Genomic DNA, 18139 nt, shown 5'->3' with positions numbered 1-18139 from the left:
TAAAGAGGCATTATGCAAAAACCAGAAATTCCTTTATCTGAAGAGCGTCGATTACAGATATTACAGCAAACACAGCTGCTAGATACCGATCCCGAGGCTAGGTTTGATCGCATTACGCGTTTAGTGCAGCAATGTTTCAATGTGAAAATTGTGCTCATTTCATTGGTTGATCGAGAACGTCAGTTTCTGAAATCACGTCAAGGTTTAGATGTGTGTGAAACACATCGGGATATTTCATTTTGTGGCCATGCCATCTTAGCTGATGATGTTTTCGAAGTGTACGATGCGCAGCAAGATGCACGGTTTGATGATAATCCGTTAGTGACAACGTCACCTTTTATTCGTTTTTATGCTGGCGCGCCATTAACCTTAGCGAATGAACGTATTGGCACCTTGTGTTTAATTGATGAGGTACCGCGTCGTTTATCAAAACGAGAGCGTCAAAGCCTCAAACAGTTTGCGGAGCTTATAGAACAAGAAATTAATGATCGACTGCAAGAGCATGCGCATGAACAGCTTGCGGCAAGAGAATTAATGTATCGTTCGGTATTAGAAGGTACGCGCATAGGGACTTGGCAGTGGAATGTTCAAACCGGCGAAACCACGTTTAACGAACGCTGGGCTGAAATGGCGGGATACACTTTAGCTGAGTTAGCGCCTATTTCCATTTCTACCTGGTTTGATCTTGCACACCCTGGGGATGTTGAACAGTCTAACAGACTGTTAGAACAGCATTTTCGCGGCGAGTCAGCCTTTTATGATTGTAAATGTCGAATTCGACACCGAACCGGCGATTGGATTTGGGTGCATGACCGTGGTCGGGTAATCTCTTGGACTGATGATGGCAAGCCATTAATGATGTATGGTACCCATGCTGATATTACTGCCCAAAAACAGGCAGAATTAGAAATAAAAGCCAGCCGAGATCAGTTTCAAGCGTTGGTATCGAATATTCCCGGTATTACTTATCGATGTATGGTAGATAAAAACTGGACCATGCTGTTCATGAGCGGCAATATTGATCCGGTTTCGGGTTATCCAGCCAGTGACTTTATTAATAACAAGGTACGTACTTATGCCAGTGTAATCCATCCTGAAGATCGTGCCTGGTTAGAAAAGGCCGTGGACCAAGCAGTGGCAGAGCAGCAAAGCTGGCAATTGCAGTACCGTGTTATACACAAAAACGGTGAGATCCATTGGGTCGAAGAGCGTGGCAAAGCCGATTACGCCGAAGATGGCAAGGTGCGCTTTCTCGATGGTTTTATTTTGGATATCTCTGAAGAAAAGCTCGCTAAGCACAAGTTGTCCGCTTTAGCATCACAATTACCCGGCGCGGTATACCAGTATCAGCAGTGGCCAGATGGTCGTGTGGCGTTTCCTTATGCAAGTAATGCGATGGAGCGAGTCTATGGTATTTCTTTGGAGCAGTTAAAAAAAGATGCATCAATGGCGTTTGCTAAAATTCATCCAGAGGATTTAACCGGTTTAGTAGAGAGTATTGAACAATCGAGGCTAACTCTAGCTGAATGGTATCATGAGTATCGCGTGATCAATGAAGATAAGTCCATAATTTGGTTATCCGGTTCGTCTCAGCCAGAAGCCATGCCCGATGGCAGTACGTTGTGGCATGGCTATATTCAAGATATCACCACCATCAAACAATACTATTTGCAGTTAGAACAGGTGAATCGTGAATTAAAAATGGCTCAGCAACGGCTTGATAGTGCCAGTAAAAATGCCGCCATCGGTTTTTGGCAGTCATCATTGGTGACAGGAGAGTTATGGTGGTCACCGATGATTTATCAATTATTTGGTTTTGATGAGCAAGATATCAAGCCGAGCATAGCCTTGTTTAAAAGTATTGTGCATCCGGATGATCGTCAGTTAGTGGAACAAAGTGAGCTAATGGCGCAAGAAACGGGCGTGCATGATGTTATCCATCGCATTATTCGCCCAGACGGCACTATTTGCTGGGTGCATGGAGTGGCTAAATTGTTGCCACTGACCGAAAACCCCGAAAAATTGTTGGTAGGTTCGGTGCAAGATGTTACTGAACGAATGATATTACAACAACTTAAAGATGAATTTATAGCGACGGTAAGCCATGAATTACGCACCCCTCTGACGGCGATTAAAGGGGCGTTAAGTTTATTAAATGCTGGCGCCAGGGATCAAATTTCCGATAAGATGCAAAAGATGTTGCAAATTGCGTCCAGTAATACCGGGCGTTTATCTAACTTAATTAATGACTTACTTGACATTGAAAAGTTAACTGCGGGTAAGGTACAGCTTAATATCCAACCTTTGCATGTTGCAACAGAACTGCAGCAGGCACTGGAAAATTTATTACTTTACGCTGAGCAATATAAAATCACCTTAAATATTGAGCAATGTGATGACCGTCTGTGTGTGTTAGCCGATGCCATGCGTTTACAACAAGTACTGACTAATTTGATCTCTAATGCCGTTAAATTTTCATACCCTGAGGGTACAGTGGCCATTAACGCTGAGCATTTGGGTGACAAAGTGCAAATCTCGATCACGGATAACGGTATTGGAATAGACCCTGAATTTACACATCGCGTGTTTGAACGTTTTGCTCAAGCGGATGGTTCCAATAATCGACAAACCGGCGGAACCGGCTTAGGTTTAGCCATTTGCAAAGAATTAATTGAGCAAATGCAGGGAACCATTAGCTTTGACTCTGTTCTTGCAGAGGGCAGCACCTTCCGTTTTGTGTTACCATATTGTCAAAAACCTGATTTTATCTCTGTTGTACAGGAAGATCCTGATGAATAGTACCCCTGCTAAACGATCGCCGTCTGAAGCGTTTGCGCAGTTGCGACAGCGTTTTGAGCACGGTTTGCCAGAACGATTAGCGCGTATGGCAAAGCTTGCAAAAGCCGATGTCAGCAAAGAGCCTTTAACACAGCTCATGGCAGAAGCACATAAATTGGCAGGTGCTTGCGGTACCTTTGGATACGCCAGTTTAGGTATACAAGCCCGGCAAATTGAACAATTAACCTTAATTATTATTAACAAAACGGATGTTGATCAACAGCAAGCCATACCCTCGTTAAAGCGCGCGGTATTAGAGTTCGGAATTGCTGTAGACAAAGCTTTACGCAATAAATACAGTGAATTAGGCATTCCTGATCCAATAATATTGCAACCGAACACCATTTGGTTAATTCTCGATTCTAAAACCATTATTGATGAATTTAGCCAGCAGTTGACCGCATTTGGGATGCAAGTTGAGTTATTTAGTGGCTTTGATGATTGCTTGCAGCGACTGCAAAATACCGCACCGACTATTTTGTTCTCAGCCATATCTTTAGCTGATGGCAGCCTGTTGTTTGAGCAGACGTTACTTTTAGACCAGTTAGTTAAAAAGCATGCGCGTTTGCTGGTTTTATCTGCTAAGGATAATTTTGATTTACGTATTAAAGCAGCACAACAGCGTGCTGATGCCTTTTTTGTCGCACCTTTAGATATACCTAGCTGTATTTCTACCATTACGGAGTTACTTGAAACTCACAGTGGCAGTTTTGGCCGGGTATTTATTGTTGATGATGATACCTTATTGGCTGAGCATTACGCTTTAGTTTTGCAAAATGTCGGTATTGAAACAGCGATTGTCAATAATGTCCGCGATATTGTGAACGAGTTAATGCGCTTTGGGCCTGATCTAGTTTTAATGGATATTTACATGCCAGAGATTTCTGGCGCTGAACTGGCAGGGCTGATTCGGCAATATCCCTCTTTGAAGCGTATACCTATTGTTTATCTCTCTTCAGAGGTGAACAAATCCCTGCAGTTGCGCGCCATGGCACATGGGGCAGATGATTTTTTAACCAAGCCGATTGACGACTCGCAGTTAACACAAGCAATAAAAGTGCGGTTAGCACGCAGTATTCAGATTAAAAACTTAATTGAAAAAGATGGTTTAACAGGCTTAATTAAACACAGCTCGATTAAAAGTGCTGTGGATATAGAATTAGATCGTACCCGGCGTGAACAGCAACCGCTTAGTGTTGTGATGGTTGATATCGATTTGTTTAAATCGGTAAATGATAATTATGGTCATGCCATTGGTGATATGGTTATTTCGGCCTTGGCAACATTATTACGCAAACGTATCCGTAAAACGGATCGCGCCGGTCGCTATGGTGGTGAAGAGTTTTTACTGGTGTTACCCGATTGCGGTGCCGAAGAAGCCAAAAAAATAACTGAAAGTATTCTCGATGCGTTTAGAAAGTTAAAGTTTACGGCTGAGGATAACACCTTTAGCTGTACTTTCTCTGCGGGCGTGGTTTCAACCAGTAACCAGCCTTTTACTGATGCGGCAAAGATGATCGTTGCTGCGGATGATGCGCTATATCACGCAAAAGAAACGGGCCGAAATCGAATTTGTGTTGCTGAGGATGATTAACATTAAAAACCCTACAATAGGGCAGCCAGCAGTCATGCTAAACACGTTAACTGTTCTGTATGACAGCAAGCTGACCTTTTTGTGAGCGATACAATTATAATTTGCTGAGTACTTCAGCGGGTAGTGCTAATTCATCATTACGGTTAACACCCACACCGCGAGTTAAAATGTTTTGTGCGATTTGCTTGGCTTCTTCTAATGAATGCATTTGTGCGGTGCCACACTGATAGATATTCAGCTCAGGAATATCCTTTTGGTTTGCAACCTGTAACACATCTGTCATGGCGGCTTGCCAAGCTTGGCCTACACGTTGCTCATCTGGCGTACCAATTAAGCTCATGTAAAAACCGGTGCGGCAGCCCATTGGCGAGATATCAATAATCTCAACGTCAGCACTGTTTAGGTGATCTCGCATAAAACCAGCAAATAAGTGTTCTAAAGTGTGAATACCTTTCTCAGATAAGATCTCTTCGTTCGGTACGCAAAAACGTAAATCATAAACGGTGATTGCGTCCCCCTTAGGCGTGTTCATCTTCTTCGCAACCCGAACGGCAGGCGCTCGCATAATGGTATGGTCTACGGTAAAGCTATCAAGTAATGGCATAGCGGATCCTATTTAAAAAAAAGTGTTGGTCGATTATAGCCCTGAGCGATGGTTTAAGTTAACCGCTTTTCAACAAAAGGCGCGTTAAAGTCATTTAACTTAGACAAAATCAAAAAAAATCACGTTGATAACCTTGAATAGATCAGGGCTAATCCCCACTAATTTACCATCGCAACGATACATTGTTCAGAATATTAGGTGGAGAGAAATTATGGGTAGAATTATTGGTATTGACTTGGGTACAACCAACTCTTGTGTGGCTATTTTAGATGGCGATAAGCCAAGAGTATTAGAGAATGCTGAAGGCGCTCGTACTACGCCATCCATCATTGCTTATGCAGAAGATGGTGAAGTTTTAGTAGGGCAACCAGCAAAACGTCAAGCGGTGACCAACCCTAAAAATACTCTGTATGCAATCAAGCGTTTAATTGGCCGTCGTTTTGAAGACGAAGAAGTGCAACGCGACATCAAAATCATGCCGTTCAAAATTGTTAAAGCAGACAATGGTGACGCTTGGGTTGAAGTAAAAGACCGAAAATTAGCTGCGCCACAAATTTCAGCTGAAATCTTGAAAAAAATGAAGAAAACCGCTGAAGATTATCTTGGTGAAGCGGTTACTGCCGCCGTTATTACGGTTCCAGCCTATTTCAACGACGCGCAGCGTCAAGCCACGAAAGATGCTGGCCGTATCGCAGGTTTAGATGTTAAACGTATTATCAACGAACCGACAGCTGCGGCATTAGCCTACGGTATGGATAAAAAGAAAGGCGACACCAAAGTTGCAGTTTATGACTTAGGTGGCGGTACTTTCGATATCTCTATTATTGAAATTGATGATGTTGATGGCGAGCAAACGTTTGAAGTATTAGCGACTAACGGTGATACTCACTTAGGTGGTGAAGACTTTGATAACCGCGTAATCAACTACTTAGTTGAAGAGTTTAAGAAAGAGCAAGGCATGGATTTACGTAATGATCCTTTAGCCATGCAACGTTTAAAAGAAGCAGCAGAAAAAGCGAAAATTGAGCTGTCATCTGCTTCACAAACTGAAGTTAACTTACCGTATATCACTGCAGATGCCTCAGGTCCAAAACACCTGAACATCAAAGTGACTCGCGCTAAATTAGAATCTTTGGTTGAAGATTTAGTACAACGCACCCTAGAGCCATTGAAAAAGGCGCTTGCTGATGCCGATTTAAGTGTCAGCGAAATCAACGAGATTATTCTTGTTGGTGGTCAAACGCGTATGCCGAAAGTACAAGAAGCCGTTACCGCTTTCTTCGGTAAAGAGCCTCGTAAAGACGTTAACCCAGATGAAGCCGTTGCGGTTGGTGCGGCCATTCAAGGTGCGGTGCTGTCAGGTGATGTTAAAGACGTTTTATTACTGGATGTTACCCCGTTATCACTGGGTATCGAAACCATGGGTAGCGTGATGACAGCACTGATTGAGAAAAACACCACTATCCCGACGAAAAAGTCGCAAGTGTTCTCAACGGCGGATGATAACCAATCTGCGGTGACGATCCACGTGATCCAGGGTGAGCGTAAGCGCGCTTCAGATAACAAATCTCTGGGCCAATTTAACTTAGAAGGTATTCGCCCAGGCCGTCGTGGCGAGCCACAAATTGAAGTAACTTTCGATTTAGATGCGGACGGTATTTTACACGTGTCGGCGAAAGACAAAGACACCGGTAAAGAGCAAAAGATCACCATCAAAGCTTCTTCAGGTTTAAGTGAGGAAGAAATCGATAAAATGGTGCGTGATGCCGAAGCGAATGCTGAAGAAGATAAAAAGTTCGAAGAAATGGTGCAGGCACGTAACCAAGCCGATGCTATGGTACACTCTACCCGCAAACAGCTGGAAGATGCCGGTTCTGCCTTAGCTGCCAATGATAAAGAAGCTATCGAGAACGCGATTACCGATCTGGAAAAAGCGATGAAAGGCAGCGATAAAGCTGACATTGAAGCGAAAACCCAGGCCTTGTTACAAGCTTCGCAAAAATTGATGGAAGCAGCACAAGCTAAAGGTCAGCAGGGTGGTGAAGAAACCGCTCAGCAGTCTGGTGGCGATGATGTTGTTGACGCTGAGTTTGAAGAAGTTAAAGACGACAAGAAGTAATTATCACCCATATCGGGCTGCAGCATAATCTGTAGCCCTTTTACTGAGAATTAAGCACAGATCTATGTCCAAGCGTGACTATTATGAAGTATTAGGTGTCGCTAAAGGCGCCGATGATAAAGAGATCAAAAAGGCTTATAAACGCCTCGCCATGAAATTTCACCCCGATCGCACACAGGGTGATAAAGCCATGGAAGAGAAGTTTAAAGAAGTGCAAGAAGCCTATGAGATTTTGTCTGACGACCAGAAAAAAGCCGCCTATGATCGCTTCGGCCATGCCGGGGTAGATCCGAATCGTGGTGCGGGTGGTGGCGGCAATGCTGACTTTGGTGATATTTTCGGCGACGTGTTCGGTGATATCTTCGGAGGCGGTGGCCGTCGCGGTCAATCACGGGCACAGCGCGGCTCAGATCTTCGTTACAACTTAGAACTGACATTAGAAGAAGCCGTTAAAGGTAAATCGGTCGACATTAAAGTACCAACGATGGTCGGTTGTGATAGCTGTGATGGTTCAGGTGCCAAAAAAGGCACTTCAGCCAAGAGCTGCCCAACCTGCCATGGTGCTGGGCAAGTGACGATGCGCCAAGGCTTTTTCGCGGTACAACAAACCTGTCCTACTTGTAGTGGTCGTGGCAAGATTATTCCTGATCCGTGCAGCAAGTGTCATGGTGAAGGCCGCATTGAAAAAACCAAAACGTTGGCCGTTAAAATACCCGCAGGTGTAGATACCGGTGACCGTATTCGTTTAACCGGCGAAGGCGAAGCAGGCATGCATGGCGCTCCGGCGGGTGATTTGTATGTGCAGGTCAGCGTTAAGCAACACGCCATTTTCCAGCGTGATGGTAACAACCTGTATTGCGATGTGCCATTAAGCTTTGCGACCGCAGCTTTAGGTGGTGAAATTGATGTGCCGACCTTAGATGGCCGGGTTAAATTAAAGATCCCAGCTGAAACACAAACTGAGAAAATGTTCCGCCTACGTGGCAAGGGCGTGCAATCAGTGCGTGGTGGGGGTGTCGGTGATTTAGTGTGTAAAGTGGTGATTGAAACGCCAGTGAATTTATCTGAGCGGCAAAAAGAGCTACTAAGACAACTAGACGATAGCATGGCTGGCGACAGTGAAGCCAAGCATCGTCCTAAGTCAAAAGGGTTCTTCGATGGTGTGAAGAAGTTTTTTGATGATTTAACTAACTAATCTCATTAGTAAAAAAATAAACCACCCATAATCGGGTGGTTTTTTTATGCCAGCAGAGTAAACTGGTCAAATGTGTTCGATGTGTTTGCAAAAGGATTTAAGATGATAAAGAAATTATGGGTGTCAGCCATTTGTACCGTGTTATTGGTGGCCTGTGCTGAGTCCCCGACCGGACGTCGTCAAGTGATGCTGTACGATAACCAGCAATTAAGCACCATGGGTGCACAAACCTTCGAAGAAATGAAAGCGGCGGAAAAAATCAGCAACGATGCTGAAATTAATCGCTATGTGTTATGTGTCAGCAATGCCTTACTGAAAGTAACCCCTGATGAATATCAGCAACAAAGCTGGGAAATTGTGGTTTTTGATAGCGAGCAAGTGAATGCCTTTGCATTACCTGGTGGCAAAATTGGTGTTTATACCGGCTTGTTAAAAGTGGCAGAAACACCAGCACAATTAGCTGCAGTAGTAGGGCATGAAATTGCGCACGTGATGGCGGGCCACAGCAATGAGCGGCTTTCTACCAATCAATTTTTACAAATGGCCCTAGCCCTAGGCGATGCTGGCTCTAAAGCCTATGGCGTGCAATATCAGCAAGAATTAATGGCGGCCTTAGGTGTTGGTGCGCAATTAGGCGTTGCCTTACCGTTTAGCCGAGCGCATGAAACAGAATCTGATATAATTGGCCTCGAATTAATGTCAAAAGCAGGTTTTGACCCAAGTGAAGCAGTTAACTTATGGCGTAATATGGCGAAGGCCAGTGGCCCTGCTGGCCCGCAATTTTTATCGAGTCACCCTGTACCCGAAACCAGGATTACAACCTTACAAGACATGATGCCTGAGGCGAATGGTTTTTATACACAGCGCAAAGCAGCAGGCAATTTGCCAAGTTGCCGCAAACCCGCTAAATTATAGATAGGCGATTTAATTAAATAACGTCAGTTTATTTTACACTAACCCGATATTCCTGATGTTGGGTTTTAAAGAACCCCTTAAAAAACAGGTATCTGTGTTTTTGGTGTATAAATTGCATGTTTAATTGTAAGTTCACAGAATTCAACTTGTTGTAGGAAGGTTTATATGCAAGGAAACAACCCGAAAGATCAACACGATGCAAAAGTCAGTCGTCGTAAATTTCTCACCCGTACCGGTGCAGGTTTGGTTATTGCATCTATACCTGGTAAGTCGGTTTGGGCAAGAACTTCAGGAGTAACAGGTTCAATTGCTGTTTCTAGCAATGGTTCTGATATGGGGGACACCGTTAATTTTGCGTTGCGTTCACCGGGTTATTTTAAGAATTCTGCTAAAAATTATAATAGCTCTAAATTTAGAGACATATTTGGTGGTAACCCTGTTTCTCCTTCAACTAAAAAAACAACTATTTGGACATTACAAGATGTGTTAAATAACCCAGGTGAAAGCTCTAAAAAAGGTTTGGGTGGCCCATCTAATGTGAATTATTTTTTAGTTTGTATTTATTTAAATGCTTGCTACTGCTACAACTCGAGAAGTACGGCTCACGGAATATCCTTTCCGGTCGTTGGATTTGACAAACAATTCAAGACGTTACAAAGCTTTGCAAGTTATTTATATCAGCAGGCTTTAATGAATCCATCTGGCACTGGGATGGCGCTATCAAAAATGGTTGATGACTATCACGTTTAATGATGAGTAGCTAAGTTGTTGTTAAAAGTTAAGAAAAATTTTATTTTTCACAGTTTTTCCGATGGTTCTGGTACCGTTTTTTTTAATAACAACACCGGTGAAACATTAGGTTTAGCTTTTGACGCTGCAGATATGGTCCGAATTCTGGCTAATGAGCACGCACTTTTATCCGATGTCTTAGCTGTTAAAGAGCTAAAAAAAGTTATTGAATTTCCAATTAGCTGTAATAAGCCTGATGAATGAAAACTACTAAGCGATTACTGTTACCTCCGTTTTGCTTTAATATTGAAACTGACCTGCCACTTGTTCTCGAAAATCTAAAACATATTTATCAGCATGCGGTGTTTAATACTGAACAATTACCAGATTATCAATTAAGAGTGCGCCATTCATCTGGTATTAGGCGTTTTTTAAAACCTCAGGCTCGTTTTTTTTCTGATCAGCTAGAACCCTTTCAACCTTTGCAATCACAACAGGCTTTCGCCATGCTGGAATGGGGAATGAACTGGACTGTTGCCTGTAATGAAATGCAATATGTTGTTATACATTCAGCGGTGTTAGCAAAAAACAATAAAGCGATTTTGTTCCCAGCCCCACCGGGCTCTGGTAAAAGTACGTTAACTGCGTATTTAGCTTTTAATGGTTGGCGGTTGTTATCCGATGAGATGGCGCTGATATTACCTCGCACGCGAACAGTTCAACCCTTTGTTCGGCCAATCTGTTTGAAAAATCGTTCTATAACATTAGCGCAGAGCTGGTTTCCTAATGCAGTGTTTTCTAGCGTTGCAAAGGGAACACATAAGGGCGATGTGATTCATTTATCTCCACCAGTTGAAAGCTGGCATGCCGCAACGATACCTGCTGAGATTGTTGCTGTAGTCTTTCCTTGTTACACGGAAAAAACAAAATTAGATATTTATAAACTAAATCAAACACAAGGCTTTATGCAGCTAGCCAACAATGCTTTTAATTATGGTGTTATTGGTACAGAAGGTTTTGATACCTTGTCGTCAATTATGGAACAAGTCCCGGTATTTGAAGTTCGCTATAATGATTTATCAGAGGTTGCAGAATTCTTAGAGCAGGAGTTGTTATAAATTGCAGTTTAATCAGTTATTGTGTCAGTTGTTTGTTGCACCCGAATCTGCGTTACAGCTCAATGCTCAACAATGGGTAAACGTTATCTTGGTGCTTCGCCATCAACAATTACTCGCCCGTTATAGCTATCGCTTCAAAAGCGCTAAGATTTTCCTAAACTTGTCTGAATACGCTCAACATCATTTACGAAATGCCGAGATCCTCGCTGATAAACAGTACCGCCAAATTGACTCTGAAGCTGAAGAGCTCATTGATTTGCTGGAGCCATTAAATGTCACACCAGTTTTTTTAAAAGGTGCTGCCTATGCCTTACAGCCTCAGCTAAAACCCGGTCTTGGCAGGACGTTTAGCGATATTGATCTGCTCGTACCTAAGCAAAATATTATGGCGATTGAACAACGTTTAGCATTATTTGGTTATTTGGGAGAGCCTATTTCCGCTTATGATGAGCATTATTATCGAAATTGGACGCATGAGATCCCACCTGTGCGGCATCATGCACGTGGCACCGTATTAGATATCCATCACAACCTAGTTCCTTTAGTGTCGGGGCGCGCCCCAAACATCGCTGCTTTCGAACGGCATGTTATCACGACTGATCAAGGCTATGCGGTGTTGGATTTGCCTGCGATAACTTTGCATAGTTTGATTCACCTGTTTTTTAATGAAACCTTTAAAAACGCTTTTCGTGACCTGACCGATTTGCATCTGTTGTTTAGTGACTTTAGTGAAGAAGATTGGACCGAAATCCTCAAACTTAGCGCTGAAACGGGTTTCCAGTTCGAGCTTATGCTCGCAGTGCGTTATTGTCAGCAGTTGTTGCAAACAACGGTTCCTTGCTGGGTCTGTCAGCAACTGGAAAATGGCCAACCTGCGGCTTGGCGCATGCGCTTGCTCGATTTTATTTTCGGTTACACATTATTACCCAAACATCCGTTAACGACCTCTAAGAAACAAAAGCTTGCGGTATTTTTTGCCTTTGTCCGCGGACACTTTTTAAAAATGCCATTGCACATTTTGCTCGGGCATTTAACGATGAAAAGTTTCTTCGGGCTAAGAGATGCCATTTTTGGTAAGCATCAATTTAGCCCGAAAAAGAATTAGGCGCTTTGAGATGGGCGGCGCAACACGATTACGCCAAGTGCCACGATGAAAAGTAACATACAGTAGTAATTATAAGTAATGACCTGCCACGGTGAAATGCCAAAGCTCGCACCTAACAGCAACGCCTGCGCACCATAGGGGACCAAGCCCTGACTGATACAAGCAAAGATATCCAATAAGCTCGCGCTGCGTTTGGGCGTGATCTGGTGCTGCTGGGCTAAATTGCGGCTCACATCACCCGTTAATACGATCGCCACCGTGTTATTGGCAATACACAGGTTACTAATAAAGGCTAAAGCGGCGATGGCCAATTGCTGAGCTTTGTTGCCGGCCAGTTTAATACTTGAGGTTAGCTTCTGTATTTGTGACGAAATCCACTGTAAGCCACCTTGTTGCTTGATAAATTCACTCAAGGCACTGACTAACATCGCCAGTAAGAAAATCTCCTGCACGTTAGCAAAACCGGTAGCAATATCGGTACCTAAACCGCTAATAGCGTAATCTGCAAAAATACTCCCTTGCAAAGCCGCCAGTAAAATACCCAGCAGTAGCACCACAAACACATTCAGCCCCATTACGGCTAAAAATAAGATAGCGGCATAGGGCAGCACGCCAGTCCAATTAACCATTTCGCTAACAATGGCTGTGGGTGCGGTGGTCATTATACTAAAAGCGATGAGGGTGAAAAACGCTGCTGGCAGAGCGATTTTAATGTTCTCTTTAAATTTGTCTGCCATCTTGGCACCTTGCGTGCGCGTTGCGGCAATGGTTGTGTCTGAGATAATTGACAGGTTATCGCCAAACATGGCGCCGCTCAGTAACACACCGGCTACCAAAGCCGGCTCTAAATCCGCTTGATTGGCTAAGCCAACGGCAATTGGCGCTAAAGCGCCTATCGTGCCCATCGAAGTGCCCATCGCGGTGGAAACCAGTGCTGCAATAATAAATAAACCGGGTAATAAAAATTGAGCCGGGATCACACTAAGACCGGCATTCACCACCGCATCAACCCCGCCAGTGGCTGTTGCCACACTAGCAAAAGCACCGGCAAGCAGATAGATTAAGCACATAGTAATAATATTATGATTACCTGCCCCCTTAACCATTACCTCTATTGATTGGGTTAACGGCGCGCGATGTAACCAAATGGCTAACATTAACGCGGGAATAATGGCAACATGCCCAGGCAATTGATAGAACGCATAATCGACGTTTTGGCTTTGGAAATACAAGCCGCTTCCGAGAAACAGCAGAATAAAAAACAGTAATGGCAGCAGCGAACGGCGCGCGCCAACAGTGGCAACAGTATTCAATTTAGCGACCTCATAAAATGGCTGCGCAATATATAGATGGCCAGACGTCTTGTCAATGCGGCCGCGTTGGCTGCAGGCCATTTAGGTTGCAGCTATGTGCATTTGAGTTTACACCGCTAAGGTAAAGTATTCTTGATAATAAAACCAAGTATTTACCGCAAGCGATGCAGAATAAAAAACTATAAGGCTAGATTGTCTAGCAAGGAGCAGTGATGGATCCGCAGCAAAAGCTATCATCTAAACGATTTATCCCCTTTTTCTTTACTCAAGCCTTGGGCGCGTTTAACGATAATGTATTTAAAAACGCCTTGATGCTGCTTCTCACTTTCGGCGCTGCCAGTGCCATGCCTTGGAGTGTTGATGTCAGTATGAACTTGGCTGCAGGCTTATTTATCTTACCTTTTTTATTGTTTTCTGCGACAGCCGGTACTTTGGCTGACAGTTTATGTAAAACACGGCTGATCCAGCGCTTAAAGCTACTAGAGGTGGGGTTGATGTGTTTGGCGGCACTGGCCTTTATGTTTGAGCAATATGTGTATTTATTGGGTGTGCTGTTTTTAATGGGCGCGCAATCGGCATTTTTTGGGCCGGTAAAATACGCCATATTGCCGCAGCTTTTAACGGACAAACAGTTACTAGGGGGGAATGCTTGGGTAGAAATGGGCACGTTTATTGCCATTTTACTCGGTACTGTCGTCGGTGGTTTATTGGTGGGTATTAACAATGCGAATACCTGGATTGGCTTAATGGTGATTTTCTTTGCGCTGGCGGGTTACCTGGTGAGTTTGCAAATCCCTAAAGTGGGGGTGGTAGAAAATGCGCCTCACTTTCATTTTGCGCCGTGGCAGCAAACCTTAGCAACGGTGCGAATTAGCTATCAAAATCGCACTTTATATTTGGCGATTATGGCCATTAGTTGGTTTTGGTTTTTAGGTGCCAGCTATTTAACGCAATTTCCAAATTTTACCAAAACCGTTTTAAGAGGCGATAACACCGTCGTTACTGCATTACTGGTGGCGTTTTCTGTCGGTGTGGGTATAGGTTCTTTGTTGTGTGAGCGCTTGTCGGGTAAGCGTGTCGAACTGGGTATCGTGCCCATTGGCTCTATCGGTTTAACGTGTTTTGGTATCAGTTTATATTTTAGTACGCCGGCAACAGTGTCTTCTGAGTTATTAAGCTTACCAGCGTTTTTAAGCAGCAGTTTTGGCTGGTGGGTGTTACTCGATTTGAGTTTAATCGGCATGTTTGGTGGGCTATTTATTGTGCCTTTGTATGCGTTATTACAGCAACGAGCTAATCCTACCGAACGCGCCCGCATGATTGCCGCTAATAACATCTTTAATGCACTGTTTATGGTGGTAAGTGCTATCGCCGGCATTGTGTTCTTAACTGTATTTGAGCTGAGTATTCCGCAGTATTTTTTAATTCTCGCGCTGATGAACGCCGTGGTTGCCGCTTATGTCTACAGCCAAGTGCCGGAGTTTGCGCTGCGTTTTGTTATTTACTTATTAAGCCACACGCTGTATCGCGTTAAAGCAAGCGGTTTAGAGCATATCCCAACTGAGGGCCCTGTCGTCTTAGTCGCTAATCATGTGAGTTATGTTGATGCTCTTTTAATTGCGGGTGCGGTGCGCCGTCCGGTGCGCTTTGTTATGGATCAGGGTATTTTTAAGATCCCTGTGGCCAATTTACTGTTTCGAGCAGCAAAAACCATTCCGATTTGCAGTAAGCATAAAGATGAAGCGGTGCACGAGGCTGCCTTTGCCGCGATTGCGCGTGAGTTAGCCCAGGGCAATATTATTTGCATCTTCCCAGAAGGGCACTTAACCAAAGACGGGGAAATTGATCGCTTTCGCCCTGGTATTGAGCGGATTATTGCTGAGTCAGCTGTACCTGTGGTGCCGATGGCGCTGCAAGGATTATGGGGGTCGTTTTTTAGTCACCATGGCAAAGGCGCATTTAAAATTAAAGGTCGTTTTTGGTCAAGGGTACAGCTGCATGTCGGCCCCAGTGTCGCAGCTGAACAGGTCAGTGCTGCTGGGTTAGAGCAGCACGTCAGGCAGTTGCGAGGCAATGATCTTTAAAGGTTATGATTCAACATAATTAACATTTTCCATGTTAAAGAAGTTGGTTTGTGTCCAAAATCTTTACAGAATTAGGTTTCTCTTAAATTTTGCAGGCTTTCAATGTTAACTGGATGGCTTGATATGTAAGTGATGCGACGGAAATGTTACGCTGGGCACGGTAATTGCTTATTATTTGATCGCCTATTAGGGCTTATAATTAATATAATTTAGCAAGGACTCGGTATGACTCTACTCAATCTAAAAAAAATAAAGCAGTTAATCTTACTTCAGCTGATATTTGTTTTTGCACCGGTAAATGCGGCTATCATTTTTTCAGATGTATATATATTTGGTGATAGCTTATCAGATACAGGGAATACACGTGCGACAGTACCCCTGGGGACTTTTGGGCCGGTTGCCGCTTTAGCAGGTTATGGTCCTAATGGAAGATTTTCAAATGGGATACTTTGGCATGAATATTTAAGTGCCGATCTCGGACTTCCTACTTCTCGCTCTACTGCCGGTGGTAATAACTTTGCTTATGGTGGCGCTCAAATCGATAACTCGACCGGTGTATCAACGGGTGTATTAAATCAATATCAGCAATATATTAACCGCCTAGGCTCTTCCCCCTTCGATGCTGATGCATTATATATCGCATGGGCGGGTGGTAACGATATGAGGTCCTTGGTAGGTTCGACAAATCCGCTTATGGCTATTACCAGCACGGTCAACACCTTCAAAAATATGTTAACGGGTATGTTAGTTAATGGCGCAATGACATTACTAGTGCCTAATTTGCCCGATTTAGGGCTAATTCCTGAGTTTGCTAGAACGAGCAACAGTGCATCTGGTACTGCTGTTTCGGTGCAATGGAATACATTATTGAATGATATGCTGATTGATCTAGCTAAAACTTATAGTGCTGACATTTACATGCTCGACGTTTATTCAGCCTTCAGTAATATTCTAAATGACCCTGCTTCTGCAGGGTTTACGAATACTTCAGATGAATGTCGTTCTGTTACAGGTAGTTTTTTTCCTTCAGAGCGCAGCTGTTCAAACGCCAATCAATACTTATTTTGGGATGAAATTCATCCGACAACTGCGGCACATCGTGTTTTAGGAAAGGAGGCTTTTGTTTTATTGAACAGTGGTCAAACCGTTTATCAACAAGTACCTGAACCAGCAATGTTCTTTATTTTTGCTGGGTTTGTTTTACTGCTGATCCGTAAAAATCAGTTGAAACTCAAAAATATTCATCAATAAGCTGCGGTTTACCCCTCTTATTCTCCGCTAAACCTTGAATCTGTGCCGAAACGTTCGCATTAAGTTTACTGCACACCATCTTGGTATTAGCGGAGTTCAACATGTTTAATTTTTCTTATCAAAATAGTACTCGTATTCTTTTTGGCCAAGATCAGATAAAGCAACTGGCAGAATTAATTACACCAGAGCAAAAAGTGTTGCTGTTGTATGGTGGTGGATCGATCAAAACCAATGGTGTTTATCAGCAGGTGACCGCAGCTTTGCAGGCGGCAGAGGTGATCGAGTTCTCAGGTGTTGAGCCTAATCCTAATTTTGAAACGTTAATGCGTGCGACTGATATTGTGCGACGTGAGAAAATAGATTTAATTTTAGCGGTAGGCGGTGGTAGCGTAATCGATGGCGCTAAATTTATTGCTGCAGCGGCGTTATTTGATGGGGATGCTTGGGATATTTTGGCAAAAGGCGCCAGCGTTGAGCAAGCGCTGCCGATTGGTTGTGTTTTAACGTTACCGGCCACCGGTTCTGAAAGTAATGGTAATTCGGTTGTCACGCGTTATGAAACCAAACAAAAATTAGCGTTTTCTAGCCCACGGGTTTACCCACAGTTTGCCATTCTTGATCCTACCGTGACGTACAGTTTACCGCCGAAACAAGTGGCAAACGGTGTGGTCGATGCCTTTGTACATGTGATGGAGCAATATTTAACATATCCGGTGAATGCTCCGGTGCAAGATCGTTTTGCAGAAGGGTTATTATTAACTTTAATTGCTGAAGGGCCCAAAGCACTGTCTGATCCACAAAACTATGCTGTGCGCGCCAATGTCATGTGGGCCGCAACGATGGCGTTAAATGGTTTAATTGGCCAAGGTGTACCGCAAGACTGGGCAACGCATATGATAGGCCATGAAATTACTGCTTTGTTCGGCCTGGATCATGCACAAACCTTAGCCATAGTGTTACCGGCTTTAATGCAACAGCAACGCAGCCAAAAGCGCGAAAAGCTGTTGCAGTATGCAACGCGGGTCTGGCAGTTACAGCATCAAGATGAAGAGCGTTTAATTGATGAAGCCATTAGTCATACGCGGTATTTTTTTGAGCGCATGGGGATACCGACGCGTTTAGCCGATTATGGCATACAAGCTGAAGCGATAGAGCAATTAGTGAGCAAGTTAGTGCAGCACAACATGCTGGCATTAGGCGAACATCAAGATATTACACCCGAGGTGTCTCGCCGTATTCTGCAACTGGCGCTGTAAGCCATTTCAAATAAAAGC

Annotated in this window: 14 protein-coding genes; 12 read left to right on the top strand and 2 right to left on the bottom strand. The window is 43.7% G+C overall.

From position 1 onward, the window contains the following. Nucleotides 1-12 precede the first annotated feature (12 nt). Nucleotides 13-2799 carry a PAS domain-containing protein gene (locus tag ORJ01_RS08230; RefSeq protein WP_306177629.1) on the top strand — a complete coding sequence of 929 codons (2787 nt, stop codon included), beginning with the start codon at nt 13-15 and terminating at the stop codon, nt 2797-2799. Then, nucleotides 2792-4432, top strand: a complete 1641-nt coding sequence (locus ORJ01_RS08225) for a diguanylate cyclase (protein ID WP_306177627.1) — start codon at nt 2792-2794, stop codon at nt 4430-4432. The genes ORJ01_RS08230 and ORJ01_RS08225 overlap by 8 nt, the downstream gene beginning before the upstream one ends. A 94-nt stretch (nt 4433-4526) precedes the next feature. On the opposite strand, the gene luxS is transcribed toward ORJ01_RS08225, so the two are convergent. Further along, complete coding sequence (luxS, locus tag ORJ01_RS08220) at nt 4527-5036, bottom strand: S-ribosylhomocysteine lyase (protein ID WP_306177626.1); 510 nt, start codon at nt 5034-5036, stop codon at nt 4527-4529. Nucleotides 5037-5247: 211 nt separating this feature from the next. Here luxS and dnaK point away from each other — a divergent pair, with 211 nt between their 5' ends. The 7 genes from dnaK (at nt 5248) to ORJ01_RS08185 (ending at nt 12217) form a co-directional block, all read left to right on the top strand. Continuing rightward, entirely contained in the window at nt 5248-7155 is a 1908-nt protein-coding gene (dnaK, locus tag ORJ01_RS08215) for a molecular chaperone DnaK (RefSeq protein WP_306177625.1), read from the top strand. Between the two features lie 64 nt (nt 7156-7219). Further along, on the top strand, nt 7220-8350 hold the full coding sequence (gene dnaJ, locus ORJ01_RS08210; RefSeq protein WP_236130049.1) for a molecular chaperone DnaJ: 1131 nt from the start codon (nt 7220-7222) through the stop codon (nt 8348-8350). Between the two features lie 102 nt (nt 8351-8452). Then, on the top strand, nt 8453-9265 hold the full coding sequence (locus ORJ01_RS08205) for a M48 family metallopeptidase (RefSeq protein WP_306177624.1): 813 nt from the start codon (nt 8453-8455) through the stop codon (nt 9263-9265). Nucleotides 9266-9430: 165 nt separating this feature from the next. Next, nucleotides 9431-10015: a hypothetical protein gene (locus ORJ01_RS08200; protein ID WP_306177623.1), complete on the top strand. Its 585-nt coding sequence runs from the start codon at nt 9431-9433 to the stop codon at nt 10013-10015. A 15-nt stretch (nt 10016-10030) separates the two neighbouring features. Next, complete coding sequence (locus ORJ01_RS08195; RefSeq protein WP_226751190.1) at nt 10031-10258, top strand: hypothetical protein; 228 nt, start codon at nt 10031-10033, stop codon at nt 10256-10258. After that, on the top strand, nt 10255-11112 hold the full coding sequence (locus tag ORJ01_RS08190) for an HprK-related kinase A (protein WP_229586299.1): 858 nt from the start codon (nt 10255-10257) through the stop codon (nt 11110-11112). Before ORJ01_RS08195 ends, ORJ01_RS08190 begins: the two co-directional genes overlap by 4 nt. Before the next feature lies 1 nt (nt 11113). Next, a complete protein-coding gene (locus tag ORJ01_RS08185) occupies nt 11114-12217 on the top strand; it encodes a nucleotidyltransferase family protein (RefSeq protein WP_306177622.1) in 1104 nt (367 codons plus the stop codon). On the opposite strand, the gene ORJ01_RS08180 is transcribed toward ORJ01_RS08185, so the two are convergent. Next, nucleotides 12214-13530 carry a Na+/H+ antiporter NhaC family protein gene (locus tag ORJ01_RS08180; protein ID WP_306177621.1) on the bottom strand — a complete coding sequence of 439 codons (1317 nt, stop codon included), beginning with the start codon at nt 13528-13530 and terminating at the stop codon, nt 12214-12216. The genes ORJ01_RS08185 and ORJ01_RS08180 overlap by 4 nt on opposite strands. Before the next feature lie 212 nt (nt 13531-13742). Here ORJ01_RS08180 and ORJ01_RS08175 point away from each other — a divergent pair, with 212 nt between their 5' ends. The 3 genes from ORJ01_RS08175 (at nt 13743) to ORJ01_RS08165 (ending at nt 18121) form a co-directional block, all read left to right on the top strand. Then, entirely contained in the window at nt 13743-15614 is a 1872-nt protein-coding gene (locus tag ORJ01_RS08175) for an MFS transporter (protein ID WP_306177620.1), read from the top strand. Between the two features lie 225 nt (nt 15615-15839). Continuing rightward, nucleotides 15840-16865: an SGNH/GDSL hydrolase family protein gene (locus ORJ01_RS08170; RefSeq protein WP_306177619.1), complete on the top strand. Its 1026-nt coding sequence runs from the start codon at nt 15840-15842 to the stop codon at nt 16863-16865. A gap of 101 nt (nt 16866-16966) precedes the next feature. Then, on the top strand, nt 16967-18121 hold the full coding sequence (locus tag ORJ01_RS08165) for an iron-containing alcohol dehydrogenase (RefSeq protein WP_306177618.1): 1155 nt from the start codon (nt 16967-16969) through the stop codon (nt 18119-18121). The last annotated feature ends 18 nt before the right edge of the window (nt 18122-18139 follow it).

It is taken from the genome of Alishewanella sp. SMS8, from assembly GCF_030737935.1.
Taxonomy (GTDB): Bacteria; Pseudomonadota; Gammaproteobacteria; order Enterobacterales; family Alteromonadaceae; genus Alishewanella; species Alishewanella maricola.
The sequence above is the reverse complement of the archived record's forward strand: the minus strand, read 5'-3'. Positions and strand labels throughout refer to the sequence as shown.